Annotated in this window: 25 protein-coding genes, 1 tRNA gene, 1 other RNA gene, 1 pseudogene and 1 riboswitch; of the genes and pseudogenes, 11 read left to right on the top strand and 17 right to left on the bottom strand. The window is 63.0% G+C overall.

What is annotated here, in order from left to right; genetic code table 11:
- Nucleotides 1-1,152: an FAD-binding oxidoreductase gene (locus AAXE93_RS07265; protein ID WP_390129524.1), complete on the top strand. Its 1,152-nt coding sequence runs from the start codon at nt 1-3 to the stop codon at nt 1,150-1,152.
- Here AAXE93_RS07265 and AAXE93_RS07260 read toward each other — a convergent pair.
- Complete coding sequence (locus AAXE93_RS07260) at nt 1,137-1,991, bottom strand: galactose mutarotase (RefSeq protein WP_390129522.1); 855 nt, start codon at nt 1,989-1,991, stop codon at nt 1,137-1,139. The two genes, AAXE93_RS07265 and AAXE93_RS07260, sit on opposite strands and share 16 nt — an antisense overlap.
- Before the next feature lie 26 nt (nt 1,992-2,017).
- Entirely contained in the window at nt 2,018-2,929 is a 912-nt protein-coding gene (locus tag AAXE93_RS07255) for an alpha/beta fold hydrolase (protein ID WP_390129520.1), read from the bottom strand.
- Between the two features lie 20 nt (nt 2,930-2,949).
- Between AAXE93_RS07255 and AAXE93_RS07250 the strand changes: the two genes are divergently transcribed.
- Nucleotides 2,950-3,300: a hypothetical protein gene (locus AAXE93_RS07250; protein ID WP_390129518.1), complete on the top strand. Its 351-nt coding sequence runs from the start codon at nt 2,950-2,952 to the stop codon at nt 3,298-3,300.
- 1 nt (nt 3,301) lies between these two features.
- On the opposite strand, the gene AAXE93_RS07245 is transcribed toward AAXE93_RS07250, so the two are convergent.
- On the bottom strand, nt 3,302-4,678 hold the full coding sequence (locus AAXE93_RS07245; protein WP_390129789.1) for a cation:proton antiporter: 1,377 nt from the start codon (nt 4,676-4,678) through the stop codon (nt 3,302-3,304).
- Nucleotides 4,679-4,889: 211 nt separating this feature from the next.
- Here AAXE93_RS07245 and AAXE93_RS07240 point away from each other — a divergent pair, with 211 nt between their 5' ends.
- Nucleotides 4,890-7,412: a glycogen/starch/alpha-glucan phosphorylase gene (locus AAXE93_RS07240; RefSeq protein ID WP_390129516.1), complete on the top strand. Its 2,523-nt coding sequence runs from the start codon at nt 4,890-4,892 to the stop codon at nt 7,410-7,412.
- Nucleotides 7,413-7,475: 63 nt separating this feature from the next.
- Here the strand turns inward: AAXE93_RS07240 and AAXE93_RS07235 are convergent, their stop codons facing one another.
- The 3 genes from AAXE93_RS07235 to AAXE93_RS07225 all read right to left on the bottom strand — a co-directional run bounded on the left by AAXE93_RS07235 (nt 7,476) and on the right by AAXE93_RS07225 (nt 8,474).
- Nucleotides 7,476-7,943, bottom strand: coding sequence for a hypothetical protein (locus AAXE93_RS07235; RefSeq protein ID WP_390129514.1), 468 nt, complete (start codon nt 7,941-7,943; stop codon nt 7,476-7,478).
- A 37-nt stretch (nt 7,944-7,980) separates the two neighbouring features.
- Nucleotides 7,981-8,307, bottom strand: coding sequence for a hypothetical protein (locus AAXE93_RS07230; protein WP_025362017.1), 327 nt, complete (start codon nt 8,305-8,307; stop codon nt 7,981-7,983).
- A gap of 93 nt (nt 8,308-8,400) precedes the next feature.
- A tRNA-Arg gene (locus tag AAXE93_RS07225) sits at nt 8,401-8,474 on the bottom strand.
- Between the two features lie 38 nt (nt 8,475-8,512).
- Between AAXE93_RS07225 and rnpB the strand changes: the two genes are divergently transcribed.
- Both rnpB and rnc read left to right on the top strand, forming a co-directional pair.
- Nucleotides 8,513-8,903: RNase P RNA component class A (gene rnpB / locus AAXE93_RS07220), an RNA gene on the top strand.
- A gap of 27 nt (nt 8,904-8,930) precedes the next feature.
- On the top strand, nt 8,931-9,656 hold the full coding sequence (gene rnc, locus AAXE93_RS07215) for a ribonuclease III (RefSeq protein ID WP_390129512.1): 726 nt from the start codon (nt 8,931-8,933) through the stop codon (nt 9,654-9,656).
- Here rnc and AAXE93_RS07210 read toward each other — a convergent pair.
- Nucleotides 9,614-10,441 (bottom strand): annotated as a pseudogene (locus tag AAXE93_RS07210) (ion transporter). The gene rnc and the pseudogene AAXE93_RS07210 overlap by 43 nt on opposite strands.
- 4 nt (nt 10,442-10,445) lie before the next feature.
- Nucleotides 10,446-10,631: an NAD(P)H dehydrogenase subunit NdhS gene (locus tag AAXE93_RS07205; RefSeq protein ID WP_114988059.1), complete on the bottom strand. Its 186-nt coding sequence runs from the start codon at nt 10,629-10,631 to the stop codon at nt 10,446-10,448.
- A gap of 55 nt (nt 10,632-10,686) precedes the next feature.
- Between AAXE93_RS07205 and rimM the strand changes: the two genes are divergently transcribed.
- Entirely contained in the window at nt 10,687-11,220 is a 534-nt protein-coding gene (gene rimM, locus AAXE93_RS07200) for a ribosome maturation factor RimM (RefSeq protein WP_390129785.1), read from the top strand.
- Nucleotides 11,221-11,288: 68 nt separating this feature from the next.
- On the top strand, nt 11,289-12,749 hold the full coding sequence (locus tag AAXE93_RS07195) for a mannose-1-phosphate guanylyltransferase/mannose-6-phosphate isomerase (RefSeq protein ID WP_390129509.1): 1,461 nt from the start codon (nt 11,289-11,291) through the stop codon (nt 12,747-12,749).
- Between the two features lie 3 nt (nt 12,750-12,752).
- On the opposite strand, the gene glmS is transcribed toward AAXE93_RS07195, so the two are convergent.
- Nucleotides 12,753-14,642, bottom strand: coding sequence for a glutamine--fructose-6-phosphate transaminase (isomerizing) (gene glmS / locus AAXE93_RS07190; protein WP_390129507.1), 1,890 nt, complete (start codon nt 14,640-14,642; stop codon nt 12,753-12,755).
- Nucleotides 14,643-14,696: 54 nt separating this feature from the next.
- Nucleotides 14,697-14,942 (bottom strand): photosystem I iron-sulfur center protein PsaC, encoded by a 246-nt coding sequence (gene psaC, locus AAXE93_RS07185; RefSeq protein ID WP_006850103.1) that lies wholly within the window; start codon nt 14,940-14,942, stop codon nt 14,697-14,699.
- Between the two features lie 146 nt (nt 14,943-15,088).
- Here psaC and acpP point away from each other — a divergent pair, with 146 nt between their 5' ends.
- From acpP to tkt, 3 genes are read left to right on the top strand one after another with little or no spacing between them, the layout of a single operon-like run.
- The gene (acpP, locus tag AAXE93_RS07180) at nt 15,089-15,331 is read left to right on the top strand and encodes an acyl carrier protein (protein WP_011363161.1); all 243 of its coding nucleotides are present in this window, start codon (nt 15,089-15,091) and stop codon (nt 15,329-15,331) included.
- An 8-nt stretch (nt 15,332-15,339) separates the two neighbouring features.
- Nucleotides 15,340-16,587: a beta-ketoacyl-ACP synthase II gene (fabF, locus tag AAXE93_RS07175; protein ID WP_390129504.1), complete on the top strand. Its 1,248-nt coding sequence runs from the start codon at nt 15,340-15,342 to the stop codon at nt 16,585-16,587.
- A gap of 54 nt (nt 16,588-16,641) precedes the next feature.
- On the top strand, nt 16,642-18,651 hold the full coding sequence (gene tkt / locus AAXE93_RS07170) for a transketolase (RefSeq protein ID WP_390129502.1): 2,010 nt from the start codon (nt 16,642-16,644) through the stop codon (nt 18,649-18,651).
- Nucleotides 18,652-18,792: 141 nt separating this feature from the next.
- Here tkt and thiC read toward each other — a convergent pair whose 3' ends face one another.
- The 6 genes from thiC to ruvB form a co-directional block, all read right to left on the bottom strand.
- Entirely contained in the window at nt 18,793-20,196 is a 1,404-nt protein-coding gene (gene thiC, locus AAXE93_RS07165; RefSeq protein WP_114988169.1) for a phosphomethylpyrimidine synthase ThiC, read from the bottom strand.
- A 45-nt stretch (nt 20,197-20,241) separates the two neighbouring features.
- Nucleotides 20,242-20,348: riboswitch (TPP riboswitch) on the bottom strand.
- Between the two features lie 31 nt (nt 20,349-20,379).
- Nucleotides 20,380-20,994: a HEAT repeat domain-containing protein gene (locus tag AAXE93_RS07160; protein WP_390129499.1), complete on the bottom strand. Its 615-nt coding sequence runs from the start codon at nt 20,992-20,994 to the stop codon at nt 20,380-20,382.
- Nucleotides 20,991-21,218, bottom strand: a complete 228-nt coding sequence (locus AAXE93_RS07155; protein ID WP_115131543.1) for a DUF3188 domain-containing protein — start codon at nt 21,216-21,218, stop codon at nt 20,991-20,993. Before AAXE93_RS07155 ends, AAXE93_RS07160 begins: the two co-directional genes overlap by 4 nt.
- Nucleotides 21,215-22,396, bottom strand: coding sequence for an amidohydrolase (locus AAXE93_RS07150; RefSeq protein WP_390129497.1), 1,182 nt, complete (start codon nt 22,394-22,396; stop codon nt 21,215-21,217). Before AAXE93_RS07150 ends, AAXE93_RS07155 begins: the two co-directional genes overlap by 4 nt.
- A 1-nt stretch (nt 22,397) precedes the next feature.
- Nucleotides 22,398-23,165: a tetratricopeptide repeat protein gene (locus tag AAXE93_RS07145; RefSeq protein WP_114988051.1), complete on the bottom strand. Its 768-nt coding sequence runs from the start codon at nt 23,163-23,165 to the stop codon at nt 22,398-22,400.
- The gene (gene ruvB, locus AAXE93_RS07140; RefSeq protein WP_390129495.1) at nt 23,162-24,208 is read right to left on the bottom strand and encodes a Holliday junction branch migration DNA helicase RuvB; all 1,047 of its coding nucleotides are present in this window, start codon (nt 24,206-24,208) and stop codon (nt 23,162-23,164) included. The genes AAXE93_RS07145 and ruvB overlap by 4 nt, the downstream gene beginning before the upstream one ends.
- A gap of 50 nt (nt 24,209-24,258) precedes the next feature.
- Between ruvB and smpB the strand changes: the two genes are divergently transcribed.
- A complete protein-coding gene (gene smpB / locus AAXE93_RS07135; RefSeq protein WP_114988049.1) occupies nt 24,259-24,759 on the top strand; it encodes an SsrA-binding protein SmpB in 501 nt (166 codons plus the stop codon).
- Here smpB and AAXE93_RS07130 read toward each other — a convergent pair.
- The gene (locus AAXE93_RS07130) at nt 24,753-26,480 is read right to left on the bottom strand and encodes a serine/threonine protein kinase (protein ID WP_390129492.1); all 1,728 of its coding nucleotides are present in this window, start codon (nt 26,478-26,480) and stop codon (nt 24,753-24,755) included. The genes smpB and AAXE93_RS07130 overlap by 7 nt on opposite strands.
- Nucleotides 26,481-26,607: the final 127 nt, after the last annotated feature.

Genomic DNA, 26,607 nt, shown 5'->3' with positions numbered 1-26,607 from the left:
GTGAGCCATTCCCCCGCCAGCCGCAGTGCCCTGATTGATCTAGTGCGCCAGTGGCACCAGAGCGGCACCCCCTGGAGTCCCAGTGGCCTGGGCACACGCCTGGACTGGGGTCCGCCGCTGGATCCCCGCCATGAGGTGCTCTCCTGCCGGCAGCTCAACCAGGTGATCGACCATGCCGTGGACGATCTGACCATCACGGTGGAAGCCGGCATGCCATTGCAGGACCTGCAGGATCTGCTGGCGGAGCAGGGGCAATGGCTGCCCATTGACTGGCCACGAGCCGGCGCTGCCGGAAGCATCGGCGGCCTGGTGGCCCGTGGACTGGCGGGGGGACTGCGGCAGCGCCATCTGGGGGTGCGCGATCAGATCATTGGCATCGGCCTGTTGCGAGCGGATGGCGTCGAAGCCCACGCCGGTGGACGGGTGGTGAAAAACGTGGCGGGCTACGACCTGATGCGGCTGCTCTGCGGCAGCTGGGGAAGCCTGGCGCTGATCACCGAACTCACCCTGCGGCTGCAACCGCTGCGGCCCGCCCGGAGCGGCCTGCTTGTGGAAGGCGACCTGAAGGCCCAGGAGGCCTTTCGCAGCGAACTGCTGCGCTCCAGCCTGACGCCGGAACGCTGTGACTGGATCAACGGCGGCGATGGTGCCTGGCGGCTGCGGCTGGTGGTGAGCAGTGTCTCGGAGCAGGCGGTGAACGATCAGCTGAAGCAGCTCGAGGCGTTGGCGCTGAACCAACAGCTCAGCTCCGAACGCCAGACATGTTCCGATGCCCTCACCACACCCTTCGATGCCAGCCCCTCTGCGCAGCTGGTGCGGCTGGTGCTACCGCCGGCCCAGTTGCACCGGTTGTTGCGGGATGAGGCGATGAGGGCCCTCAAACCATGGACCTGGGAGCTGGCCGCAGGAGCCGGCTGCGGTGATGGCTGGTGCGACGCGGCGACAGCGGATCACCAGCTGGAGGCGCTACGCCGCAGCGTGATCAGCCTCGGCGGCGAAATGACGCTGTTGAAACGGGCGGCCGGATCAACAGTGCCGGTCTGGCTTGACCGTCCTTCCCGACCGCTGATCGAAGCGGTGAAACGCCAGTTCGACCCCAAGCTGCAGCTCAGCCGCGGCCGCCTGCCGGGGGTGAATCAGGAGACGCTGTAGCGACAGGCGAGGGTCTGCATTGCACCGGGCTCGAGCACTAGTTTTCGATCACCACTCACCAGGGCCTGGCGCGGACCGGTCCACGGTTCCAGACAAACCATTGGCCGCGGGGGCTCGGTCCAAACCACACTGAGGTCCAGCGGTGCCTGATGCTGCAGCTGCAGCGTCACGCCGGTGGCGTCGTCGATCAGGCTGACAGGACCCGCAGGCCGGCAGAGGAAATCCACCCCTTCGGGCAAGCGCTTGAGCTGATCGGCGGTGGCGGCCTCCGCCATCTCCAGATGATTGAGGCAGCGCTCTGCCAGACCCGTGAGCCGGGTCTGGGCCAGATCGCTCACGTTGAAGTAGGGGTGCAAGCCGAAACTGAACGGCATGGCGGTATCACCGCAGTTGTGCACCGTGGTGGAGATCTGCAAGGCAGAGGCCACCGGGCGCAGCTCCATCTCCAAACGGAAGGGGAAGGGATAGGCCTTCAGCGTTTCGTCGGTGCTGGAGAGGCTGAGGCACACACCGCACTGATCCTCCAACAACTGAAGCTGCCAGGGAAGATCCCGGGCGAAGCCGTGCTGCTTGAGGGGATAGTCGACGCCATCCACCGGCAGAACATCTCCGGGCAAATTGCCGCAGATCGGAAACAACACCGGAATGCCGCCGCGAATGCTTTTGCTGGGATCGGCGTAACGCTCTTGATCGAAATACAGGATCTCCCGCCCCCCGCAAGACCAACCACTCACCAAACCACCCCGCTCGGGAATGATTCGCAACCGATCACCGCTGCTGGGATGCACGAAGTCCCAGTGGGCGTAGGGGGCCGACTGCTGGGTGAGGGTCATGGGCATCCGCCGATGCGGGGTGGCTCATCCATTCACTTAGCCAGCAGATCCGCATTTGTCGGTGCCGGGGCCAACTTGAGGCTCTCCAGCCATTGCAGCAACGCCGCATTCACCTGATCCGGCACCTCATCGTGGGGGCAGTGCCCGGCCTCCAGAACCACCTCAGTGGTGGCCTCAGGAGCATGGCGCTGGAAGGTGGAGCGGCGACCGGGGGCGTTGATCCAGGGATCACGAATGCCCCAGAGCAGCAACAGCGGCGCCGTCAGTTCCGCAAAAAGCTCATCGAGGGGCTGACCGCGAGGGATATCAAAGACCGTGCGGAACACCCCGAAGGCGCCGGGATCGAGGGAGGGGCGCCGGATCGACTCCACCAGCCAATCGTCGACGTTTGTCTTGTCGACGTACACCTGATTGAGGGTGCGGCGGATCGTGGCGGGTCGGCGCAGGTTTTCGAACAGCAACCGCTGCAGCACCGGACTCTTCAGCAGGGCCGTGCCGATGCTCTGGCGGGCGATGGCGCCCCAGCCTTGCGGCGGTTTCTGCTCATCACTGAAAGGACCGGCGGCATTGAGCAGCACGACGCCCGCACAGTCCGATCCCAACGCGGCCCCGGCAGCAAGGGCCGCAAAACCACCGAGGGAATTGCCCGCGATCACCGTCGGACGGCCGATCCGCTCGCGCACATAGGCCACCAGTTGATCGCGCCACAGAGCGCCGCCGTAATTCAGACCCGCCGGCTTGGCACTTCTGCCGAAGCCCAGCAGATCAATCGCATGCACGGCATGGGTCTGGGCCAACACAGGAATGTTGTGGCGCCAGTGATCGGTGGATGCCCCGAACCCATGCACCAAAAGAAGCGCCGGATGATCGGTGCTGTCTTGCTCGGGATGCTGCTGCACCGTATGCACGGCGTGGCCGAGATGGCTCCAGGTGACGCGATCCACAGCCGGCTGCGAAGGACGCGATGCTAAGCAGCACTGAAGCGGCCTGGATGGTGAGCTACGAGGTAATGGGCGGACCGCTGGCGGACGCATCCGTCTGGCGCGGAACTTTGCTCTGGGCCATCGCCCTTTACGTGCCGCTGAGCGCACCGCTCAGCACATTGGAATCCAGCCTGGAGGAGGGTGGGCTCCCCGAAGCGGTGCGTCAACCAGTCCTGGTGATCAGCAGCCTGATGCTTGCAGTAGGCACCGGCATCGTCACCCAGCTCGGATTCAGTTGGGTGCTGGGTCCTAGCTGGGCCTCCAGCCTTGGTGTTGTGGCCGTGGGCTGGAGTGTTCTGATCGTCCTCGCCAATGCTGGAAAAGACGACTGATTCAGGAAGCACCCGCCAGGGGATCGGCAGCGAATTCGTCGGGAACCTGATTGCCGTCTTCAGGGGGCTTGTCTTTGAGGACGATGCGCAACAGCACCGGTGCGAGGAACGTGGTGCCGATCACCATCAGCAGAATCGCCGCCTCAAGGCCAGGGCTGAGCAGCCCTGAAGCGGTGCCCAGGCCCAAAAAGATCAGGCCAACTTCGCCGCGGGGCATCATTCCCAGCCCCACCACCAGGTTGTTGGTCTTTTCCTTACTGAAGATGGCCCAGCCTGCAGCCACCTTGCCGATGATCGCCACCACAAACAGGAAGGCTGCCACCACCAGGGCGGAACGGGCCCCCGGATCAGAGGGGTTGATCACTGAGAGGTCCATTCCTGCACCCACCAACACGAAGAAGACGGTGGCGAACAACCCAACGATGGGGGTGACCGCCGCTTGAATCTCGTGGCGGTGTTTGGATGTGCTGGCAATCAAGCCGGCAGCGAAGGCCCCGAGGGCTGCCTCCAGTCCGATGGCTGAAGCGACGAAACAGCTGACGGCCAGCAGCAAATAGGAGCCGATCAGCTTGTCACCGGGAGCCTTGAGCTGGTCAATCACCCAGTCGAAAGCTGGGGCAGCTTTCTGGCTCAAAAACAAGGCCACCACCACAAACAGAACGGCCGCCACCACCAGCTGAACGATGGGCCCGATCTCCAGAGTTCCGCCGGCCGCCAGGGACACGACGATGGCCAGGATGACGATGCCGAGGATGTCGTCAAGCACGGCGGCGCCGATCACGATCTGGCCTTCTCGGGTGCGCAGATAGCCCAGTTCACCGAAAACGCTGGCGGTGATGCCGATGCTGGTGGCTGTCATCGAAGCACCGGCGAAGATGGCCGGGATCGCATCCACATGGAAGATCGCCATCAAGCCAAGGGTGCCGAGGGCGAAGGGCAGCACCACGCCGACCACGGCAACACTGAAGGCCTGGCCCCCCACCGCCATCAGTTCCTCCAGCTCACTTTCAAGACCCGTGAGGAAGAGCAGGGAATAAAGCCCCAGCGTGGCCACCACCTGCAAGGCACCGAAGCTCTCGTTGTAGAGGGCCGGAATCTCATCCACTGGCACATGCGAAAGGCCGGCCACCACCTCGGAGAAAGCTCCGGAAAGTTGCACCTGGGTCTCCGGTGGCACCAGAAGGTGAAGGCCCGAAGCACCAATCAGCACGCCAGCGAGGAGTTCCCCAAGAATCGTGGGGAGCTCAAAGCGCACCAGCACCTCAGCGAGGGTGCGGGCCGCCACGAAGATCAGCATGAAGCGAAGGACGCCGATCAGCGTTTCCGCCAATTCGAGGTCGTGACTGCTGATTTCGCTCAGCAGGGTGGGCAACAGCATCAAGCCGGGCATGTCTCACGCCGAACCTTAATGGTGATTCCGCCGCTGAACTGTTCGCTGGATGATCCCAATTGACCGGGAATGCTGTATTAAGCGCTTTTTTTCAGGCAGCCCCAGTTGTGATGGCTACGGTCCGGGTAATTCATTGAGTTGGGCTCCGAGCACCCCTGGCCTGACGGTGATTCCACGCTCCATGGCTCGCTGAACCCCCATGACCACGTCACAACCGTTCGATCTGCGTCTGCCGACCCCCGGCTGTCACAACGACCCAGAACGCGCCGGCCTCGATGCCAAGAGCGTGTTCGACGGCATGACGGAACACCTGTTCTTCACGCTCGGCAAGCTCGCCCCCACCGCCAGCCGCCATGACCTCTACATGGCCCTGAGCTATGCGGTGCGTGATCGGCTGATGATGCGCTACCTAGCCACCACTGAAGCGATGCGGGCCCGCCCGCAGAAATCGGTGGCCTACCTGTCGGCGGAATTCCTGATCGGCCCACAGCTCAACAGCAACCTGCTGAATCTGGGAATTCAGAAGGAAGCCGAAGAGGCACTGAAGAATTTCGGCATCGAGTCGTTGCAGCAGATCCTGGATGTGGAGGAGGAACCGGGCCTGGGCAATGGAGGCCTCGGCCGTCTGGCCGCTTGCTACATGGAGTCGTTGGCCAGCCTGAAGATCCCGGCCACCGGCTACGGCATCCGCTACGAGTTCGGCATCTTCGATCAGCTGATCCGCGACGGCTGGCAGGTGGAGATCACCGACAAATGGCTCAAGGGAGGCTGGCCCTGGGAACTGCCCCAGCCCGATGAGGCCTGCTTCGTGGGCTTCAGCGGCCGCACCGAGAGCTACATCGACGACAAGGGCAACTACCGCTCCCGCTGGATCCCGGCGGAACACGCCATCGGCATTCCCCATGACGTGCCGGTGCTGGGCTATCGCGTCAACATCTGCGACCGGCTGCGGCTCTGGCGTGCCGATGCCACCGAAAGCTTCGACTTCTATGCCTTCAACATCGGCGACTACTACGGCGCCGTTGAGGAAAAGGTGGGCAGCGAAACCCTCTCCAAAGTGCTGTACCCCAACGACGGTACCGACGAAGGCCGGCGTCTACGCCTGAAGCAGCAGCACTTCTTCGTCAGCTGCTCGCTGCAGGACATGCTGCGCAGCCTCGACAACCGCGGACTGTCCGTCGAGGACTTCCCCAACTACTGGACGGTTCAACTCAACGACACCCACCCGGCCATCGCCGTGGCGGAGCTGATGCGACTGCTGATCGACGATCGGCATCTGGAGTGGGACCGGGCCTGGGACATCACCTCCCGCTCCGTGGCCTACACCAACCACACCCTGCTGCCCGAAGCGCTGGAGAAGTGGGACCTCAACCTTTTCAGCAGTCTGCTGCCGCGCCATCTGGAGCTGATCTACGAGATCAACCGGCGCTTCCTGCAGCAGGTGAGGCTGCGCTACCCCGGCAACGACGCGATCCAGCGCAAGCTCTCGATCATCGATGAAGAGGGCAGCAAGGCCGTGCGCATGGCCCACCTGGCCACAATCGGTGCCCACCATGTGAACGGTGTGGCTGCGCTGCACTCCGATCTGGTGAAAACCGATCTGCTGCCTGAGTTCGCGGCGCTGTGGCCGGAGAAATTCACCAACGTCACCAATGGCGTCACCCCGCGCCGCTGGGTCGCCCTGGCCAACCCCGAGATGTCGGCTCTGCTGCATCAGCACGTTGGCCCCGACTGGATCTCCAACATGGAGAGCCTGCGCAAGCTGGAGGAGCGGCAGAACGACCAGGGCTTCCTCGAGCTCTGGGGCAACACCAAATTGTCGGTGAAGCGCAAGCTGGCCACCTACATCCACCGCAACACCGGTGTGCTGGTGGACCCCGCCAGCCTGTTCGACGTGCAGGTGAAGCGCATCCACGAGTACAAGCGTCAGCACCTCAATGCCCTGCAGGTGATCACCCAATACCTGCGGATCAAAAACGGCCAGACCGACGGCATGGCGCCCCGCACCGTGATCTTCGGCGGCAAGGCCGCTCCCGGCTATTACATGGCGAAGCTGATCATCCGCTTCCTCAACGGCATCGCCGACACCATCAATGCCGATCCGGACATGGATGGCCTGCTGCGGGTGGTGTTCCTGCCGGATTACAACGTGAAGTTGGGGGAACAGGTGTATCCCGCCTCCGACCTCTCCGAACAGATCTCCACCGCCGGCAAGGAAGCCTCCGGCACCGGCAACATGAAGTTCGCCATGAATGGGGCCCTCACCATCGGCACCCTTGATGGGGCCAATGTGGAGATCCGCGAGCTGGTGGGAAGCGAGAACTTCTTCCTGTTCGGCAAGACCGTTGAAGAGATCACGGCCCTGCAGCAGGACGGTTACCGCCCTGGCGATGTGATCGCCGCACTGCCGGAACTGGAGGAGGCCCTGCGGCTGATCGAGATGGGGCACTTTAGCAACGGCGACGGCGAACTGTTCCGCCCCCTGCTCGACAACCTCACCGGGAACGACCCCTTCTATGTGATGGCCGACTACGCCGACTACCTGCGGGCCCAGGAGGCGGTGAGCCGTGCCTGGAGCGACCGGATGCACTGGAATCGGATGTCACTGCTGAACACGGCCCGCACCGGGTTCTTCTCCTCCGACCGTTCCATCGGCGAGTACTGCAAGAACATTTGGGCCGTGGATCCACTCAACGTGGAAATCACCTGCGACGTGCGCTGAAAACGACCACAAAAAAGCCCTGGATTCATGTCCAGGGCTTAAACCAAAAAGCAAGTACTTCAGTCAGCTTCGATCGGGTAAGTCCGGCGTCTGGTGCAACAGGCGGTTGAGCCGCAGACGGTCCACGTTCAAGGGGTCTGGAGCCAGCTCACCGGCCAGTTCACGGAATTTCTGCTCGATTTCTTCCGGGACGCGCACATCAAACACCCGCTCCATCAACGCCTCGATCGAGAACAGATGGGCGTTGATGTTCTCCAGATCGGCAATGGCCTGCTGGATGCCATCACCTGAATCCTCCGGCACAGGCGTGCCGGATGCTGCGGGCTTCGAAGCGCCTGCATCGGCGGTCTGGCGGGAGCCATGCTGCTTCTGCAGATCCTCGAGCACCCGGCCCGACAGGGTGCGGAACGACTGGAGTGCTGCCCAGTTGAGCTCCTGTTGCTGACGAAGCGTGGGGGACTCCCGGATCAGCCGGTCATGCTCCCGGTAAAACCGTTGGCAATCCGGGCACTGGCAGGGCTCTTCCGGCAATGCAGTCCCTCGCGGTCATTCCCCACTATGCCACCGATCAAGCCGCCTGTGGCCCCAGATCCTCCTCGGCCTGAGGGCCATCCTCACCAGCGGTGTCGGGCAGAGGGATCTCAATGGACGACACCACACCAATCACATCCCGCAGCCGCATCGAATCGGCGAACCAGCCCATGGCCTGTTCCGTGTCGCCGCGACGTTCCGCGTCACTGGCCTGGTCTTCGTGGGCTTCCGCCAGGAGAGCAAGCCAACAAAGGCAGCGGGCCTGCACCACGGATAAATCCAGATCCGTGGGCTGGGATTCCGCAATCCGCTCACTTTCCTGCTGCACCAACAGCCGGAGACGGAGATCGTGAAGCTGGGTCATGGCACCCAAACCCGGTTGCACTAACCCTAGCGGTGGTGAACAATCTGAACACCCCACCAGATGTAGCGCTCACTACCTCTTGAGCAAGTCTCACGGGGCTGGCGGGACTCGAACCCACGACCTACGGTTTAGGAAACCGCCGCTCTATCCAGCTGAGCTACAGCCCCAGACCTCTGAATTATGCCCACGAGGCATGATGAGATCTGAAAGCAGGCGAGGTGGTTGCGGCCGATCTCTTTGAGTGTCGGCTGAGGAAAGTCCGGGCTCCCTGATGGCCAGGCTTGCTGGGTAACGCCCAGTGCGGGTGACCGTGAGGAGAGTGCCACAGAAACACACCGCCGATGGCCGGTTCGCCGGCACAGGCAAGGGTGCAAAGGTGCGGTAAGAGCGCACCAGCAGCATCGAGAGGTGCTGGCTCGGTAAACCCCGGCTGGGAGCAAGGCCAAGGAACGACGGCTGGCCATTGGCCCCGTTCCGCTTGAACGCGCCGCTTGAGGCCGTCGGCAACGGCGGTCCCAGATAGATAACCACCCACCCTCTGCAGACCAACCTCTGTGGGGCGTGAACAGAACCCGGCTTATGTCCTGCTTTCACCCCTTTTTCAGCGTTGCTCAGGAGTCCTGATGGATCCATCCCGCGCCGCAGAGCTCACCGACTTCATCCAGCAGCTCGACGCTGAGATCCCCATCAACGCTGAGCTACTCGCTCTGGTGGATCAGGCCCTCACCCACGTGTCGAGCGGCCGGGCCCGCAACCTGGAACGGCTGGAGTTCCTTGGTGATGCGGTGCTGCGGCTCGCCGCCACCGAATTCATTGATCGCCACCACACCGATCTGGCGGTGGGTGCCTGCTCCAACCTGCGGGCCCAGCTGGTGAGCGATCGCTGGCTGGCGGACGTGGGTGCAGCACTTGGCATCGAACAGCATCTGCTACTGGGGCGGCACGCCCAGGGGGATCGTTCCGCAGAATCCAGGCTGCGAGCCGATGCCACCGAAGCTCTGATCGGTGCGTTGTATAGCGCCCTCGGCAACGTTGAAGCGATTCACCGCTGGCTCACCCCGCACTGGTGCGCCACTGCCGAAGCGGTGCTGGCGACTCCCCATCAGTTCGCGGGCAAAACAGCCCTGCAGGAGTGGAGCCAAGGCCAGGGACTGGGACTGCCCAGCTACACCACCGAAGAATGCAGCCGCCAACACGGCGACCCCGAACGCTTCCGCTGCCGGGTGAGCATCCAAGGCCAAGATCTGGCGGAGGCCAAAGGCCGATCCCGCAAGGAGGCTGAGCAGAACGCGGCAACAGCCGCTCTTCAGGCCCTGGAGGGCAGCGACTCACCGCAAGCATCGCAGTGACGGGCATCCCTGCGGTGCCCCTGACGCCCACAGCTGCTGCAGACCAGCTCAGCCGACCGCTACTGGTGATGGCGCACCCCCGACACCGTCAGGATCCTTGTGGGAATGGCAATGATGCCGAAACCCAAGAGCATCACCACTGAGGCCAGCAGCCGCCCCAATTCCGTCTGGGGAACCACGTCGCCATAACCCACGGTGGTCATGGTGACGATCGCCCAGTAGACGCCGCTCGCCACCGTCTGGAACTGGGAATCAGGCCGGGCACTCTCGATCACAAAAATGCTGTAGCCGAGCACCACCTGCAGCAGGAAGACAAAGAACAAGAAGACGCTGATGGTGCGGGCGCTTCCCCGCAGGGCCTGCCCCAGCACGCGGGCTTCATAGATGAACTTGAGCAGCTTGAACACCCGCAGGATGCGGCCGAACTTGAACACCCACAGCAGCAGTTCACTGCGCACCTGCGGCACGAAGAAAAACAGGACTGCCGAGGCGTCAATCAGCCCGGTGAAGCTGAACAGGTAACGGCGAGGCCTCTCCACCAAGGCCAGATGAAGAACGAAATCCGCCGCAAACACCGCCAAGCAAACTTTCTGAACCAGATCGATCCAGGGCACATTGGTTTGGCGCAGGGCTGAGTTGCCCAGGGGGTCGGGTTCAAGCAGCAGCGCCAAAACACTCAGCAGAATCGCCCCGAAAATGACGACGTTGTAGGTCTTGCCCGCCGGGGTGCTGGCTTCCAGCACCGTGGACTGCAGCCGTTGTCGCAGGCTTCGGTGGATCTCCATCGCCTCAGGCCGGCTGGAGGTCCTTCAACCGCAGGGTCACCAACTTGTCCCAGTTGCCACCTTCGAACAAAACAGCCGCACGGTCGCCGCTGATTCGCTGCACGAAGCCGGTGTAACCGTTGTAGATCGAGGTGGCATCCGCCACGGTGACGGTGGAGCCGGGGAGGATCGGAGCGGTTGCAGGCGCCATGGCTCGTTCACAGACGGGTTTGGCGCCATTATCGGCAGAGTGCGTGGCGGATGGCATGGCGGAGAGCGACGACTGGCTCAGCGTCGGCAAAATCGTGGGGGTCCAGGGGCTGCAAGGGGAACTAAGGGTGAACCCCGCCAGCGAGTTTCCCGAGCGTTTCACAGCGCCGGGGCCCCGCTGGCTGCGCAGTCGCAAGGGGGTTGAGCCGACAGAGATCCAACTCAAGAAAGGCCGGCAACTGCCCGGCAAGTCGCTCTTCGTGGTGCGGCTTGAAGGAATCGACAGCCGCAGCGCTGCCGAAACTCTGGTGGGCCAGGAACTGCTGGTGTCAGCGGATGACCGGCCCGAATTGGACGAGGGGGAATTTCACCTGCTCGATCTGCTGGGCCTGGAGGCACGTCTCGCAGCCAATGGACCTGCCGTTGGCACCGTGAGCGATTTGATCAGCGGCGGCAACGACCTGCTGGAAATCACCACAGCGGAAGGCCGCAAGCTGTTGATTCCCTTTGTGGAGGAGATCGTGCCAGAGGTGCAGTTGGAGGACGGCTGGCTGCTGCTCACCCCACCGCCGGGCCTGCTGGAGCTCTGAAAGATTTCTCTGGGCATCGACAGAACCCCCTGGGGCAAGCGATTCTGAGTCACCGTTTTCAGGACGTGATGGCCGCCACACCGCTGATTCCTGTGATCCTTTGCGGAGGAACCGGCACACGGCTGTGGCCGCTCTCGCGGGCGAGTTACCCCAAGCAGTACTGGCCTTTGAGCGGTAACGGCGAGGCAACGTTGCTGCAGCAGACCCAACAGCGGCTCCAAGGCCTGGATGCCCTGGAGGCTCCCCTGCTGATCTGCAACGAGGACCATCGCTTCATCGTGGCCGAACAGATGCGGCAGATCGGGGTCGAGCCGAACGCAATCCTGCTGGAACCGATGGGCCGCAACACCGCTCCAGCGGTGACGGTGGCCGCACTGCAGGCCACCGCAGATGGAAGTGATCCCCTACTGCTGGTGCTGGCGGCGGATCACCTGATTCGCGAGGGCTCCCAATTCCGCCAAGTCATCGACGCTGGTCGTCAGCCTGCCGAAGAAGGGCGACTGGTGACCTTTGGAATCGTGCCGACGGCCCCCGAAACCGGGTACGGCTACATCGAAGCCAGCGAACCTTTCTCCCTTGGGGGACCGGCCCATCTGCCGATCAAGCGTTTCGTGGAGAAGCCCGATCAGGCCACGGCGGAGCAATTCCTGGCCACCGGCCGCTTCACCTGGAACAGCGGCATGTTCCTGTTCCGCGCCAGCGCCATGCTGGCGGAACTGGAGCGACTGGCCCCGGAAGTGGTGAGCTGCTGCCGGGCAGCTCTGGAGCAGGACACGGCTGACCTGGAATTCCAGCGGCTGGAGCGAGAGGCCTTTGCTAAGTGCCCCAACGTGGCCATTGACGTGGCCGTGATGGAAAAAACGGAACTGGGTAGTGTGCTGCCGCTGGATGCGGGATGGAGTGACGTCGGCAGCTGGAGCGCCCTCTGGGAAACCTCAGAGCACAAGGATTCCCAAGGCAATGTGTTGCAGGGCCACGTAATAAGCGAAGACAGTCGCGACTGCTACCTACGCAGCGAACACCGCCTGGTGGTGGGGCTAGGGGTTAAAAACCTCGTGGTAGTGGAAACCGACGACGCCGTATTGATTGCGGATCGCTCCAAAGCCCAGGACATCAAAAAAGTGGTGAAGCAGCTGGAGGCCGCCGGCAGCCCAGAGGGCAAGGCCCACCGCAAGATTTATCGCCCCTGGGGCCACTACACCAGTGTGGTGAATGACAGCCGCTGGCAGGTGAAACGAATCTCTGTCAAGCCTGGCGCCAGCCTTTCGCTGCAGATGCACCACCATCGCGCCGAACACTGGATCGTTGTGCATGGCACTGCGATCGTCGAACGCGACGGAGAGGAGCAACTGCTGGGTGAAAACCAGAGCACTTACATCCCCCTGGGATGCAAACACCGGCTCAGTAATCCCGGGAAAATCCCTGTGGAGCTGATTGAAGTGCAAAGCGGGGAGTATCTCGGTGAGGATGACATCGTGCGCTTCCAGGATCGCTATGGCCGTAGCGACCTCAACATCAGCGCAAGCTGAGGCTCACTCCACCGTGACGCTCTTGGCCAGGTTGCGGGGTTGATCCACGTCCAAGCCCCGATGGGCGGCAATGTGATAACTCAGCAACTGCATCGGCACCACTGTGAGCAGAGGGCTGATCCACTCGCTCACAGTGGGCACAGGCAGCAATTCATTAAAGAGTTCAGTGTCGGGCCCCTGGGGCGCCACACCGATCAACTGGGCGTCGCGGGCCTTGGCTTCCTGGGCGTTGCTGAGCACCTTCTCAAACACCACACCGGGCACAGCGATCGACACCACCGGCACCCGGGAATCGAGCAGGGCGATCGGACCGTGCTTCATCTCCCCGGCCGGATAGCCCTCGGCGTGGATGTAGCTGATCTCCTTGAGCTTCAAGGCTCCCTCCAGAGCGATCGGATAATTGATGCCCCGGCCCAGGAAGATCACATCCTGGGTGTCGGCAAAACGAGGAGCCAATGCCTCAGTACGCTGATCGTGCAGATCCACCAGCTGGCGCAGTTGCTGGGGCAGACCGCGCAGTTCGTCCGCCAGAGCATTGATCTCAGCCGCGGGGCGAGCACCACGGCGAACCGCAAAGGCCATGGCCAGGCCATAGAAGGCCAGCAGCTGACCGAGGAAGGTCTTGGTGGCCGCCACGCCCACTTCGATGCCGGCCCCAATGTCGAGGATGTGGGGCACCTGGCGTGACAGGGAGCTCTCCGGACGGTTGGTCACCCCCAGCTGGCGGGGGGCAAATGCTGGATCCCCATGGGCCAGACGCCGCTCCGCCTCCATGGCCAGGGCAGCCAGGGTGTCGGCCGTTTCTCCGGACTGGGTCACCCCAATGGTGAGGGTGTGGGGAGCCAGCGGCGGCGGCGCATAGCGAAACTCACTGGCGTAGTACACCGATGTGGGAATCCTGGCGAACTGTTCCAGCAGGTAGGCCCCCACCATCGCGGCGTGGCGGCTGGTGCCACAGGCCAGGATCTGAATCTGCTCAATCCCGGCGTAAAAGGCATCGTCCATCGGCAGCGCCACCGGCTGTTCCGGCGGCAGTCCCTGGGGGAGATGGCGCGCCACCCACAACTCTGCGGTCTCCGGTTGCTCATGGATCTCCTTGAGCATGAAGTGGCGGAATTCGCGCTTGTCGGCAACGTGATCCACTCCGCTGAGCTGGGTGGGCATGCGTTGCTGGCGCACCCCTGCCGCGTCGTAGAGCTCAACCCCGAGGGGGGAGAGCAGGGCCACCTCGCCGTCTTCCATCGGCAGGATCGTGCGGGTGAAGCCCGCCAGGGCCGGCGTGTCGCTGGCGCAGAGGAATTCGCCTTCCCCCAGACCGATCAACAGCGGTGCCGCCTTACGGGCCACCACCAATGCCCCCGGCGCCTGATCCCAGATCACCGCCAGGGCATAGGCCCCCTGCAGCCGGGGCAGCACCTGCTGAAGGGCCTCCAGCAACAGCCCACCGCCTGGTCTTCCACCCGCAGATTGCAGCTGCTGCAGTTCTGCAGCCAACAGATGGGGAATCACCTCGGTGTCGGTTTCCGACTGGAACACCACCCCTAAGGCCTCCAGCTGCTCCCGCAGGGCCCGGTGGTTCTCAATGATTCCGTTCTGCACCACAGCCACCGCCCCGTCATTGCTGCGGTGCGGGTGGGCATTGCGCTCTTCCGGTTTGCCATGGGTGGCCCAGCGGGTGTGGCCAATGCCGCATTGCCCGGGGGCACCTTCTGCCTCAAAACAAGCGGTGAGGTTGCGCAGCTTGCCTTTGGCCCGCAGGCAGGTCAGCTGCCCCTGAGCAGCCACCGTGGCGATCCCAGCGGAGTCGTAACCGCGGTACTCCAACTGCCGTAAGCCTTCCAGGAGCTGAGGCGCCGCTTCTCGGGCACCCACCAGGGCAACGATTCCGCACATACAAAAAAAGCCCGGCTGAAGCCGGGCCGAGCTTATGAGGTAAAACTGGCCAGATCAGTAGGCCAGACCCATGGAGCGCGTTGTCTCGTCTCCGAGATAAACGCGGATGCTGAGGAAGTCGGTAGGGCAGGCAGTTTCGCAGCGCTTGCAACCAACGCAATCTTCAGTACGAGGAGAAGACGCAATCTGGCCGGCCTTGCAACCGTCCCAGGGAACCATCTCAAGCACGTCGAGAGGGCAGGCACGCACACACTGGGTGCAGCCGATGCAGGTGTCGTAGATCTTGACGGCGTGGGACATGTGCCCGATGCATACGAAGGCTTGCGGCAAACGTACCCGTCCTTCGCCGGTCCATGGCCATGCCGTCACCGTTGTTAACGGCACAGTTGTTGATGAGGAGACACTGAAGGCGTGCCCGTAAGATGCAGCGTCCCGTTGCCACGGCTATGTCCCAGGAAGCGATTCTCGAAAAGGTGCGTTCAATCGTTGCGGAGCAACTGAGTGTTGACTCCGGCGAAGTGAAGCCCGAATCCAACTTCCAGAACGATCTGGGTGCTGATTCTCTGGATACCGTGGAACTCGTGATGGCCCTGGAAGAGGCCTTCGACATCGAGATTCCTGACGAAGCAGCTGAGGGCATCACCACCGTTGGTGACGCCGTCAAATACATCGAAGACAAGCAGGCCTGAGCAACGCAATGGTGGATGGTCTCCATCGCGTCGTCATCACCGGCCTCGGCGCGGTCACACCGATCGGCAACACGGTTCAGGACTACTGGAAGGGCCTCACCTCCGGCACCAACGGAGTGGACGCCATCACCTTGTTCGATGCATCCGCACACGCCTGCCGCTTTGCAGCGGAGGTGAAGGATTTCGATCCGTCCGGCTTCATCGAACCGAAGGAAGCCAAGCGCTGGGATCGGTTCTGCAAGTTCGGCGTTGTTGCAGCCAAACAGGCTGTGGCCCATGCCGGCCTTGAGATCAACGACGCCAATGCGGATCGGATCGGCACGATCATCGGTTCCGGCGTCGGTGGCCTGCTGACTATGGAGACGCAGGCCCATGTGTTGGAGGGCAAAGGGCCTGGACGGGTGAGTCCGTTCACGGTGCCGATGATGATCCCCAACATGGCTACAGGCCTAGCCGCCATTGCCCTGGGCACCAAGGGGCCCAGCTCCGCGGTGGCCACCGCCTGTGCTGCCGGCTCCAATGCTGTTGGCGATGCCTTCCGGCTGCTGCAGCTGGGCAAGGCTGACGCCATGGTGTGCGGTGGCGCCGAATCGGCGATTACTCCCTTGGGGGTGGCCGGCTTCGCCAGCGCCAAGGCCCTGTCGTTCCGCAACGATGATCCGGCCACGGCCAGCCGTCCGTTCGACAAGGAACGCGATGGCTTTGTGATCGGCGAAGGTGCCGGTGTGTTGGTGCTTGAAACCCTCGAGCACGCCCAGGCCCGTGGCGCCACGATCCTCGGCGAAGTGGTGGGTTACGGGATGACCTGCGATGCCCACCACATCACATCACCCACACCGGGCGGCGTCGGCGGTGCCGAGGCCATGCGCCAAGCCCTGGCCGATGGCTGCATTGATCCTTCTGAGATTGACTACGTCAATGCCCACGGCACCAGCACTCCAGCGAACGACAAAAACGAAACCTCGGCGATCAAAAGCGCCCTGGGTGAGCGGGCGCTGCAGATTCCGGTGAGCTCCACCAAATCGATGACTGGTCACCTGCTGGGTGGCTCCGGTGGTATCGAAGCGGTGGCCTGTGTGCTGGCGCTACAACACGGCGTCGTGCCCCCCACGATTAATCACACCACCCCGGATCCCGACTGTGATCTGGATGTCGTGCCAAACGAGGCACGGGATCAGACACTTGGAACCGTCTTGTCCAACTCCTTTGGCTTCGGCGGCCACAACGTCTGCCTGGCTTTCAAACGCGCCAGCTGAGCCTTCGCGCTCACGTCGTGCGTCAAAATCGCTTCAACTTTTCCTCTTAACACCATGGTCGCTGCGCCCGCGTCACTCGACACGCTCTGCATCAACAGCATTCGGATGCTGGCTGTCGACGCCATCAACAAGTCCAACAGCGGCCACCCCGGCCTGCCGATGGGCTGCGCACCCATGGGTTATGCGCTCTGGGACAAGTTCCTCAAGCACAACCCTAAGAACCCCAAGTGGTTCAACCGCGACCGCTTCGTGCTGTCGGCCGGCCACGGCTGCATGCTGCTCTACGCGCTGCTGCACCTCACCGGATACGACTCGGTCTCCATCGAGGACATCAAACAGTTCCGCCAGTGGGGCTCCAAGACTCCCGGTCACCCCGAAACCTTCGAGACCCCTGGTGTTGAAGTGACCACCGGCCCTCTGGGTGCCGGCATCTCCAACGCTGTGGGCCTGGCCATCGCTGAATCCCACTTGGCGGCCAAGTTCAACAAGGCCGACGCCACCGTGGTGGATCACTACACCTACGTGATCATGGGCGACGGCTGCAATCAGGAGGGTGTGTCTTCTGAAGCGGCCTCCCTGGCTGGACACCTGAAGCTGGGCAAGCTGATCGCCCTGTACGACGACAACAACATCACCATTGACGGACGCACCGATGTGTCCTTCACCGAGGACGTGCTGAAGCGCTACGAGGCCTACGGCTGGCACGTGCAGCACGTGGCCGAGGGCAACACCGACGTGGATGCCATTGCCAAGGCAATCGAAGCCGCGAAGGCCGTGACCGACAAGCCGTCGATCATCAAGGTGACCACCACCATCGGCTACGGCTCCCCCAACAAGGCCGACACCGCCGGTGTTCACGGTGCAGCTCTTGGCGAAGAGGAAGCAGCCCTGACCCGTCAGCAATTGGGTTGGGACTACGCACCCTTCGAAATACCCCAGGACGCCTACGACCAGTTCCGCCAGGCCATCGACCGCGGTGCCAGCCTCGAGGCCGAGTGGAACCAGACCCTGGCCACCTACCGCACCAAGTACCCCATCGAGGCCGCCGAGTTCGAGCGGATGCTGCGCGGTGAGCTGCCCCAGGGCTGGGACAAGGACCTGCCCACCTACACCCCCGAAGACGGTGGCCTGGCCACCCGCAAGCACTCCCAGATCTGCCTGGGTGCGCTGGGCCCCAACCTGCCCGAACTGATCGGCGGCTCCGCAGACCTCACCCACTCCAACTACACGGACATCAAGGGTGAAACCGGCTCTTATCAGGCCAGCAGCCCTGAGAAGCGCTACCTGCACTTCGGTGTGCGCGAGCACGCCATGGCCGCCATCCTCAACGGCATCGCTTATCACAACAGCGGCTTGATCCCCTACGGCGGCACCTTCCTGGTGTTCGCCGACTACATGCGCGGTTCCATGCGCCTGTCAGCCCTGAGTGAGCTGGGAGTGATCTACGTGCTCACCCACGACTCCATCGGCGTCGGCGAAGACGGCCCCACCCACCAGCCGATCGAAACCATCCCCTCCCTGCGGGCGATGCCGAACATGCTGGTGTTCCGTCCTGGCGACGGCAACGAGACCAGCGGCGCTTACAAGGTGGCCATCCAAAACCGCAAGCGCCCCAGCTCCCTCTGCCTCAGCCGCCAGGGCATGGCCAACCAGGCCAACTCCTCGATCGACAAGGTGGCCCTGGGTGGTTACGTGCTGGAAGACTGCGCCGGCACTCCCGATCTGATCCTGATCGGCACCGGCACCGAACTGGACCTCTGCGTCCAGGCCGCCAAGCAGCTCACCGCTGAAGGCAAGAAGGTCCGCGTGGTCTCCATGCCCTGCGTCGAGCTGTTCGACGAGCAGACCGACGCCTACAAGGAAGAGGTGCTCCCCACCACCGTGCGCAAGCGCATGGTGGTCGAAGCTGCTGAATCCTTCGGCTGGCACCGTTTCATCGGCCTGGATGGCGACAGCGTCACCATGAACCGCTTCGGCGCTTCCGCCCCCGGCGGCACCTGCCTCAAGGAATTCGGCTTCACGGTTGAGAACGTGGTGGCCAAAGCCAAGGCTCTGCTCGGCTGATCACCAGAACACTTCAACAACAAGGCCTCCTGCATCGACAGGGGGTCTTTTTTTATGCCGCCAACCCAATCAATGGCCTTACGCAAAAAAGCCCGACGTCCAAAAGGACGCCGGGCCAACTGCTGACTTTAGTCAACACAATCAATCAGCTTTGTCGAGCTTGACCGATGTGAGCTCGGCGGCTCCTCCTTTGGTTTCGAGCACCTTCTCAAGGCCCTCAAGATCTTCATCAGTGATCTTGGTCTGCATCGGGCAGTGCTTGGGTCCGCACATGGAGCAGAACTCCGCCTGCTTGTAGATGTCAGCCGGCAGGGTTTCGTCGTGATATTCCTTGGCCCGCTCAGGGTCCAAGGACAGCTCAAACTGCTTGTTCCAGTCGAAGTTGTAGCGGGCGCGGCTGAGCTCGTCGTCACGGTCACGGGCACCGGGGCGATGACGGGCGATGTCTGCCGCATGAGCAGCGATCTTGTAAGCGATCAGGCCTTCGCGCACATCCTCAGCGTTGGGCAGACCGAGGTGCTCCTTCGGCGTCACGTAACAGAGCATCGCCGTGCCATGCCAACCGGCCATGGCCGCGCCGATGGCTGAGGTGATGTGGTCGTAGCCGGGAGCAATGTCAGTGACCAGGGGGCCGAGCACATAGAAGGGTGCTTCGCTGCACTCCTCCATCTGCTTCTTCACGTTGAACTCGATCTGATCGAGGGGAACGTGGCCGGGACCCTCCACCATCACCTGCACGTCGTGCTTCCAGGCGCGACGGGTCAATTCACCGAGGGTGTGCAGTTCAGCCAATTGAGCGGCGTCGGACGCATCGTGCTGACAACCGGGGCGCAGCGAGTCACCGAGGGAGAAGGTGCAGTCGTAGCGCTTGAAGATCTCGCAGATGTCGTCAAACCGCGTGTAGAGCGGGTTTTGACGGTGGTGGTACAACATCCATTGAGCCAGGATGCCGCCGCCGCGGCTGACGATGCCGGTGATGCGGCCCTTCACCTTGGGCAAGTGCTCGATCAACAGGCCGGCGTGAATGGTCTGGTAGTCGACCCCCTGCTGGCAGTGCTTCTCGATGATGTGGAGGAAGTCGTCCTCATCCAGCTTCTCGATCGATCCGTGAACGCTCTCAAGGGCCTGATAAACAGGCACGGTGCCAATCGGAACGGGGGATGCACCGATGATCGCGGTGCGCACCTCATCGAGGTTGACGCCGCCGGTGGAGAGATCCATCACGGTGTCGGCGCCGTATTTCACCGCCAGCTTCAGCTTCTTCACCTCCTCGGCCGCATCAGACGCATTCGGGGAGGCGCCGATGTTGGCGTTCACCTTGCACTTGCTGGCGATGCCGATCGCCATCGGCTCCAGATTGGTGTGGTTGATGTTGGCCGGGATGATCATCCGCCCCCGGGCCACTTCTTCCATCACCAGCGATTCGGGCAAGTTCTCCCGCTTGGCCACATGGGCCATTTCTTCGGTGACCACGCCCTGACGGGCGTAGTGCATCTGAGAGACGTTGGCCTGACCCTTGCGGGACTCAACCCAGGAAGCGCGCATGATCTGAGGTGCGACGGACAGCCCAGGGGTCGACGTTTGGCCGAAGATCACGCACAAGCACTTCCCTGCGCCGGCATGACCCGGAATCAGGTTCGGAGGGTGTGATCTCAGTCTGAGTTAATGGTGAAACCCAGACACCCCTAGTGATGTTTGAACGCTAGCAAGCGTTGCCCAAAGGCCCGTTCAGCTGACCTGCAAACCATTGAGCACCGCAGCCACCACCCGGTGATCGCTGTCCTGCTGCAGAGATTGCAACAGGCCTCTGGCCTGCACCGCAATGGGATCGGTCCCCCCCTCCCGAACAATCCGACTGAGAATTTCAGCCCCACTCACCCGCACCGTGCCATCAGCATCGGCAATCGCCATGGTTGCCAAGTCCAGCAACCAACCCAGATCAATATCGGGCTGTTCCGCCAAGGCGGACAAGATGCTGCAGCGCACCAACCAAGCAGCATCAACTTCAAAGGCCGTACGCAGCAAAGGCCAGGCCCGCTCGACCCCGTAGCTGGCGAGGGCATTGGCTGCCTCAGCCCGAACATTGGGGTCTTCATCGGCAGTGATCAACGCACTGAGCACAGTCCAGCCCTGTTCGGTGCGCTTGTAGCCCAATCCACTGCAGCTCAAAGAACGCACCAGAAAGGGCTTCTGCTCCGTGCCCAGCACCAGCAACGGCACAGCCTCAGCATCCGAGCAATGGCGGAGCTTTGTGATCGCCGGCATCGCCTGAACCGGATCCCCACTGGCAATGGCCTGGCGGACCTCCTCGAGATCAGGGCGTTGCGGATCGGGCTCGTTCATGGGTTGCTGCCAGGGGTGCGTGCCCGTTGAAGATCGGCCAACAGCCTGGCGCGGCGGCGCTGCCGACCGAGAGCGCTGCTGATGATCAGACCTGAACCAACCAATATCCCGGGCAACACCTGCACCCGGTCCTTGCCCTGGCGCTGGTTGGTGGCCAGCAACGCGAGCAGGATCAGCAATGGAGCCCCGAGGGAAACCCAAATCACCGCACGACGTTGGTTCATGCCGAGGTGTTCTCCGAGATCCACGCCAGCACGGTGGCCGTGAGAACCGCAATACCAACACCGAGGGCATCCTCCTCCAGTGCGAACGCTCCGTTGTGAAGCGGCGCACACCCCTCGGGCCCGGCCACGCCCAGCCGCACCATCATTCCCGGCACATCCCGAAGCAGCTCAGCAAAGTCTTCCGCCCCCAGGGAGGGCTGCTCCACCGGCAGCACCTTGTCGCGCCCCAGACACTCCACCGCACAACGTTCCAGCAAGGTCGTGAGCTGCGGATCGTTGTGCACCGGTGGCGCGATGCAGCGGTAATTCACCACTGCCGTACCCCCTCCAGTGGCACAGATCCCCTGCACCGTCTCATCGATCCAAGCCGGCAGCTGGGCGTGCTGCTGCAGATCCAGACAGCGCACCGTGCCCAACAAACGCACCTGATCGGCAATCACATTGAAGGCGCGGCCGCCCTCCACCTTGCCAAAACTGATCACCACCGGATGCAACGCATCCAAGCGGCGGGCGATGGTCTGCTGAAGCTCCGTGATCACCCGAGCCGCCAGCCAAACAGCATCCACCGACTGATGGGGACGAGCACCATGGCCGCCCTCTCCCTGCACCAGGATTTCCAGCTCGCCGGCCGCTGCCGTAAGACAGCCCCGCCGGATCCCCACGGTGCCCACCGGAAGATTCGGAACCACATGCACGCCATACAACGCGTTAAGGCCCTCCACCGCCCCTGCATCCCGCATCCACACCGCTCCCTGGGCCAGCTCTTCCGCGGGTTGAAACAGCAAGCGCACCCGGGCCCCCAAAGCCGGCTCCTGAGCCAGCAACCGCGCCACCCCCAGGCCCGTGCAGGTGTGCAAATCGTGGCCACAGGCGTGCATCAGACCCTGCCGGGTGGAGGAATAGCTCAGCCCGGTGCGCTCTTCTACTGGCAAGGCATCCATGTCCACCCGCAAGCCCACCGTGGGGCCGTGATCAGGTCCCAACTCGGCCACCACGCCAGTACGGCCAACGCCTTCACGGACCCGCCAACCCAGCTGACGCAGTTCACCGGCTACCAGGGCGGCGGTCTGGTGTTCCTCACCGCTGAGTTCAGGGTGAGCATGAAGATGCCGGCGCAGCTGCAGCAGCTCAGGCAGCTCACGGCTGAGTCGATCGGCAAGGGACGCCGCGTGGGTCATCTCAGGACGCCTCCAAGGCCAGGAACGCCATCAGATCCGCCGTCGGCTGCGGTGGCCAGCGGCGCACCTGTTGCAGCCAGTCGGCCTGGCGGTAACGCTGATCCAACCCGGCCGCAGCGGTCCAGTGGCTTTCGGCTTCACCACTGGATCCTTCACGCCAGAGCAGGCCGCTGAGGGCCGCCCGAGCATCGGCGAACAAGGGATAGCGACGGATCAGTTTGCGCAATTCCGCCTCCGCCCAATCGAGATCTCCCGCTTGCCAGGCCGCCAAGGCCTCGCTAGAGCGGGCCATGGCGAAGCCGGGGCGGGCGAGGGCCGCCTGGCCATAAAGCTCTCGAGCCTCAGGCCAGTCCCCTTGCGAACCGCGCACATTGGCCAGGTTGTACAGGGCTGAGGCATCTTGCGGATCGCGCTCCAGAATCCAGAGATAGTCGTCCGCCGCCGCGGACCAGTCCTGAAGCGCCTCCTCTGCCGTGCCCCGGTTCAGATGCGGGTCGCTTTCCTCCGGCGCCAGCGCAATCGAGGCGCTCTGATCGTCGATGGCCCCGGAAGGATCACCCAGAGCGAGACGCACATTGCCGCGGTTGCTCAGCGCTGCTGCATCTTCTGGAGCCTGCTCCAGAAAGCGGTCCCAAAGGGGCAACGCCTCCACAAAATCCCCCTGACGGCTTGCCGTCAGCGCCTGCTCATAAAGCCCCTGCAGATCGAGGGCCTGCACCGGCAGGGCCAGCACCAGACTCATCAACAGGACGAGAAACCGATTATTCATGCCGCCTCGGCCAGATGACTGCGGGCCGCATCCGTGACCATTCGGCCGCGGGGGGTGCGCATCAGCAACCCCTGTTGCAACAAAAATGGCTCCACCACGGTCTCCAGGGTGACGGGATCGTCGCCAAGGGCCGCCGCCAAAGTCTCCAGGCCCACCGGGCCACCACCATGGTGGTCGATCAGCAGCTGCAGCAAACGCCGATCGCTGGCATCGAGGCCCCGATGATCCACGCGGTGCAGGCTCAGGGCCTCTCCCACCAGGGCCTGATCAATGGCTCCACCACTACCGCCACGCACGCTGGCCACATCCCGCACCCGGCGCAGCAGGCGGTTGGCAATCCTGGGCGTACCGCGGCAGGAGGCGGCAATGCTGCTGCGGGCCTGCGGTGTGAGGGTGACCCCGATCAGCCCGGCGGTGCGCTCGACGATCGCTTCCAGGTCGTCCTGGCCGTAAAACTCCAACCGCTGGATAAGGCCGAACCGGTCCCGCAGCGGGGAGCTCAGCGATCCGGCGCGGGTGGTGGCGCCCACAAGGGTGAAGGGGGGCAAGTCGAGGGAACGGGTTCGTGCTGTGCTGCCCTTGCCCACGGTGAGATCGAGGCGACGGTCTTCCATCGCCGGATAAAGCAGCTCCTCCGCCACCCGGCTCAGGCGATGAATCTCGTCAATGAACAGCAGATCACGAGGCTGCAGGTTGACCAACAACCCAACGATGTCGCGCGGGCGTTCCAAGGCCGGTGCACTGGTGACCTTGCACTGCACCCCCATCTCTTCGGCCAGCACCATGGCCATGGTGGTTTTGCCCAAACCCGGCGGGCCATAGAGCAACACATGATCGAGGGCATCGCCGCGGCCAAGCGCCGCTTCCACCGCAATGCCCAGCACCTGCTTGAGCTCGGTCTGGCCGATGTAGTCGTTCAGGCGCTGGGGCCGAAGCTTGTCTTCCGGCCGACTCACCACCTCTTCAGGTGCCGGCTGGGGATCCACCAGCGCTTCAGGGCGGCGTGGTGGCTTGCGACCGGAGCTGGAGGAGACAATCGCCATGCGGGCAGGGTACCCAGACCTGGATAGGGTCGGAAGACACAGCCGCAGCCATGGCCAAGGGAGGAGCGAAAAAAGCAGCCGCAGCCGCGGCAAGGGCCGCCGCCAATCGGATGCTGGCGGACAACCGGCAGGCACGGCACCAATACGAAATCCTCGAAACCCTCGAAACTGGCATCGAGCTGGTGGGCACCGAGGTGAAGTCGATCCGCAACGGCAAGGCCAACCTGCGCGATGGCTTCTGCCTGATCCGCAATGGGGAACTGCAGTTGCACAACGTGCACATCTCACCGCACACCCACGCCAGCAGCTACTTCAACCACGACCCGCTTCGCACCCGCAAACTGCTGGCCCATCGCCGTGAGATCGACAAGCTGCGCGGTTTGGTGGATCAAAAAGGCCTGACGCTGATCCCCCTCAACATTCACCTCAAGGGGTCCTGGATCAAGCTCACCATCGGCCTAGGCAAAGGCCGCAAGTTGCACGACAAGCGCGCTGCCGAAAAGGAAAAGCAATCCAAGAAGGACGTAAAAGCAGCGATGGAGCGCTACTGATCGAGCGGGTCCGCCCGACAGGACAGGGTGAACAGACTCGAAGAAACCCCTTCGTTGGTGACCAACACCTGCAGGGGCGAGCCCGCTTGCGGAGCAATCCGAGTCACCCGCAGGGGACCACGCTCCGCCTCCACCTGCCCATTGACGCCGAAAACCATCATCTGCATCAGCGGTGTGCCGTTGATGCCCAGAGCGACGGCATCACCTGCTGGAGCCTCCACCAGCACCAAACGCGCACCACCGGCAGGGATAGGCAACGACGTGATGGCGGGTTCAAGCGGGCGCGCTTTGAGCCGCACGATCTCAACGTCATCAAGGCTCTGAATCGCCGCTGCAATCCAAAGCTGAAGGAAGGGGTCGGCGGGTTTCCGGCCACGCATGGTGACCGGCAGCAGATCCTGGGCTCCAGCACTCACCAGCTGCTGCACGACCCGCGGATGAACGCCCTGTTTCAACAGCACCTCACGCAGCTGCTGCCAGTCCCCTGCCCCCAGACGCCCCAACTGGGCCCGAATCGCCGGCGGCAGCAAGGCGATCCGAGCCAGCCATTGCTCGGCCAGCTCGGTCCAGTTCCTACGGAGCGGCGCACTCCCCAGCGCCTCCATGCTGAGCAGGCTGGCATCCACAAGTCCAGTAAACCAACTGCGATCCACCTGCAGGGCCCGTAAGCGGCTGAACAGCTGCTCGCGTTGATCCAACTCCTCTGGCGGCGGACTGACGGCCGCTGTAGCCCCATCCCTGCTGGGGCGAGGAGTCCTGTCTGCAGTGGAGATCCGCGGAAGCAGGAACCAACCGATGACGGAACCCACCAAGGCCGACAGGACCAAGCCGATCACCACAGGCCAGAGGTGCCCCTCCGCTCCCTGCTCGCGAGCCATCGCTCGCTTCTGACGCGGAGATGTTGAGAAGGGAGCCATCGCAGCGAAGCGTCCCGATGCAGCAATTGGCTTCTCGATCGGACCGGTTTGTTCAGGCATCGCCAGCTGCTGCAAGGCCTCCTGGGCACTTGCAGCATCAGGGAAGCGGCGGTTCGGATCCTCCGTAAGCAACCGCTCGAGCACAGCTTGATACTCGGGATCCAGCCCCAGCCTTTCGAGACTTGAAGGGGGATTAGACGGCTGGCCCGTCAACAAGGCCACGGCTGAAACGGCCAAATCCCGTACATCCATCCAGCCGGCAGCGTCTTCAGCAGGAACAAGCTCACCGTTGAATACAACCGGCAATCCATCACTGGTGCGGCGCCACAGGTTTTGGAGACTGATGTGCCCATGCACCAGGTCATCGGAATGAAGCGCTCCCAAGACTGGTAAGACCTGCCTCAGCAGCAGAAGCACTTCGCCAGCGCTGAAAACCATCTGGCGTCGCGCGCGTTGTTGTTGAAGCGAAGCGAGGCTGCTGCCTTCGATCCAGTCGCGAACGGCCCACAAACCATCCTCCAGATCAAGCAACTGACCAAAGCGAGGCAACTGATGCGACCCGATCGTCTGCAAAACGTCCCAGCGCTGACGGAAAGGCTCTTGGCTGGGCAAGCCGTTCAGCTGACGTAGCGCTACAGGGCAATCGCCTGCCATCACATCCACCGCACGCCAGAGGGAACCACGCAGCGGATCGGGTCCACTCAGCCGTTCCTCCAGGCGATATCGCTCCACCAGCACCGTGCCGGAACCGCTCAAGGGATTCAGCCACATCGATGGGCTGATGGTACCGATGGTTCGCTGCACCCCCTAGGGCCCTCGAGGGATGGATCAGGCCCGTGCCGCTGGACCCAGCCGCACCAACAGATCGCTCTGGATCTGCTTTTGCCGGCAAACTGAACCCACAGACTTATCCAACAGACAGAGCCCAGGA

Source organism: Synechococcus sp. HIMB2401 (genome assembly GCF_042883245.1).
GTDB lineage: Bacteria > Cyanobacteriota > Cyanobacteriia > PCC-6307 > Cyanobiaceae > Parasynechococcus.
This window is presented reverse-complemented; position numbering and strand designations above follow the sequence as displayed.

Bases quoted from the DNA above. Each gene is read 5' to 3' on its own strand.
- AAXE93_RS07260 (WP_390129522.1), bottom strand. From the start codon at position 1,991: ATGCCCATGACCCTCACCCAGCAGTCGGCCCCCTACGCCCACTGGGAC.
- AAXE93_RS07250 (WP_390129518.1), top strand. From the start codon at position 2,950: ATGCTAAGCAGCACTGAAGCGGCCTGGATGGTGAGCTACGAGGTAATG.
- AAXE93_RS07245 (WP_390129789.1), bottom strand. From the start codon at position 4,678: ATGCTGTTGCCCACCCTGCTGAGCGAAATCAGCAGTCACGACCTCGAA.
- AAXE93_RS07240 (WP_390129516.1), top strand. From the start codon at position 4,890: ATGACCACGTCACAACCGTTCGATCTGCGTCTGCCGACCCCCGGCTGT.
- AAXE93_RS07230 (WP_025362017.1), bottom strand. From the start codon at position 8,307: ATGACCCAGCTTCACGATCTCCGTCTCCGGCTGTTGGTGCAGCAGGAA.
- rnc (WP_390129512.1), top strand. From the start codon at position 8,931: ATGGATCCATCCCGCGCCGCAGAGCTCACCGACTTCATCCAGCAGCTC.
- AAXE93_RS07205 (WP_114988059.1), bottom strand. From the start codon at position 10,631: ATGGCGCCTGCAACCGCTCCGATCCTCCCCGGCTCCACCGTCACCGTG.
- rimM (WP_390129785.1), top strand. From the start codon at position 10,687: ATGGCGGAGAGCGACGACTGGCTCAGCGTCGGCAAAATCGTGGGGGTC.
- AAXE93_RS07195 (WP_390129509.1), top strand. From the start codon at position 11,289: ATGGCCGCCACACCGCTGATTCCTGTGATCCTTTGCGGAGGAACCGGC.
- glmS (WP_390129507.1), bottom strand. From the start codon at position 14,642: ATGTGCGGAATCGTTGCCCTGGTGGGTGCCCGAGAAGCGGCGCCTCAG.
- psaC (WP_006850103.1), bottom strand. From the start codon at position 14,942: ATGTCCCACGCCGTCAAGATCTACGACACCTGCATCGGCTGCACCCAG.
- acpP (WP_011363161.1), top strand. From the start codon at position 15,089: ATGTCCCAGGAAGCGATTCTCGAAAAGGTGCGTTCAATCGTTGCGGAG.
- fabF (WP_390129504.1), top strand. From the start codon at position 15,340: ATGGTGGATGGTCTCCATCGCGTCGTCATCACCGGCCTCGGCGCGGTC.
- tkt (WP_390129502.1), top strand. From the start codon at position 16,642: ATGGTCGCTGCGCCCGCGTCACTCGACACGCTCTGCATCAACAGCATT.
- thiC (WP_114988169.1), bottom strand. From the start codon at position 20,196: ATGCGCGCTTCCTGGGTTGAGTCCCGCAAGGGTCAGGCCAACGTCTCT.
- AAXE93_RS07160 (WP_390129499.1), bottom strand. From the start codon at position 20,994: ATGAACGAGCCCGATCCGCAACGCCCTGATCTCGAGGAGGTCCGCCAG.
- AAXE93_RS07155 (WP_115131543.1), bottom strand. From the start codon at position 21,218: ATGAACCAACGTCGTGCGGTGATTTGGGTTTCCCTCGGGGCTCCATTG.
- AAXE93_RS07150 (WP_390129497.1), bottom strand. From the start codon at position 22,396: ATGACCCACGCGGCGTCCCTTGCCGATCGACTCAGCCGTGAGCTGCCT.
- AAXE93_RS07145 (WP_114988051.1), bottom strand. From the start codon at position 23,165: ATGAATAATCGGTTTCTCGTCCTGTTGATGAGTCTGGTGCTGGCCCTG.
- ruvB (WP_390129495.1), bottom strand. From the start codon at position 24,208: ATGGCGATTGTCTCCTCCAGCTCCGGTCGCAAGCCACCACGCCGCCCT.
- smpB (WP_114988049.1), top strand. From the start codon at position 24,259: ATGGCCAAGGGAGGAGCGAAAAAAGCAGCCGCAGCCGCGGCAAGGGCC.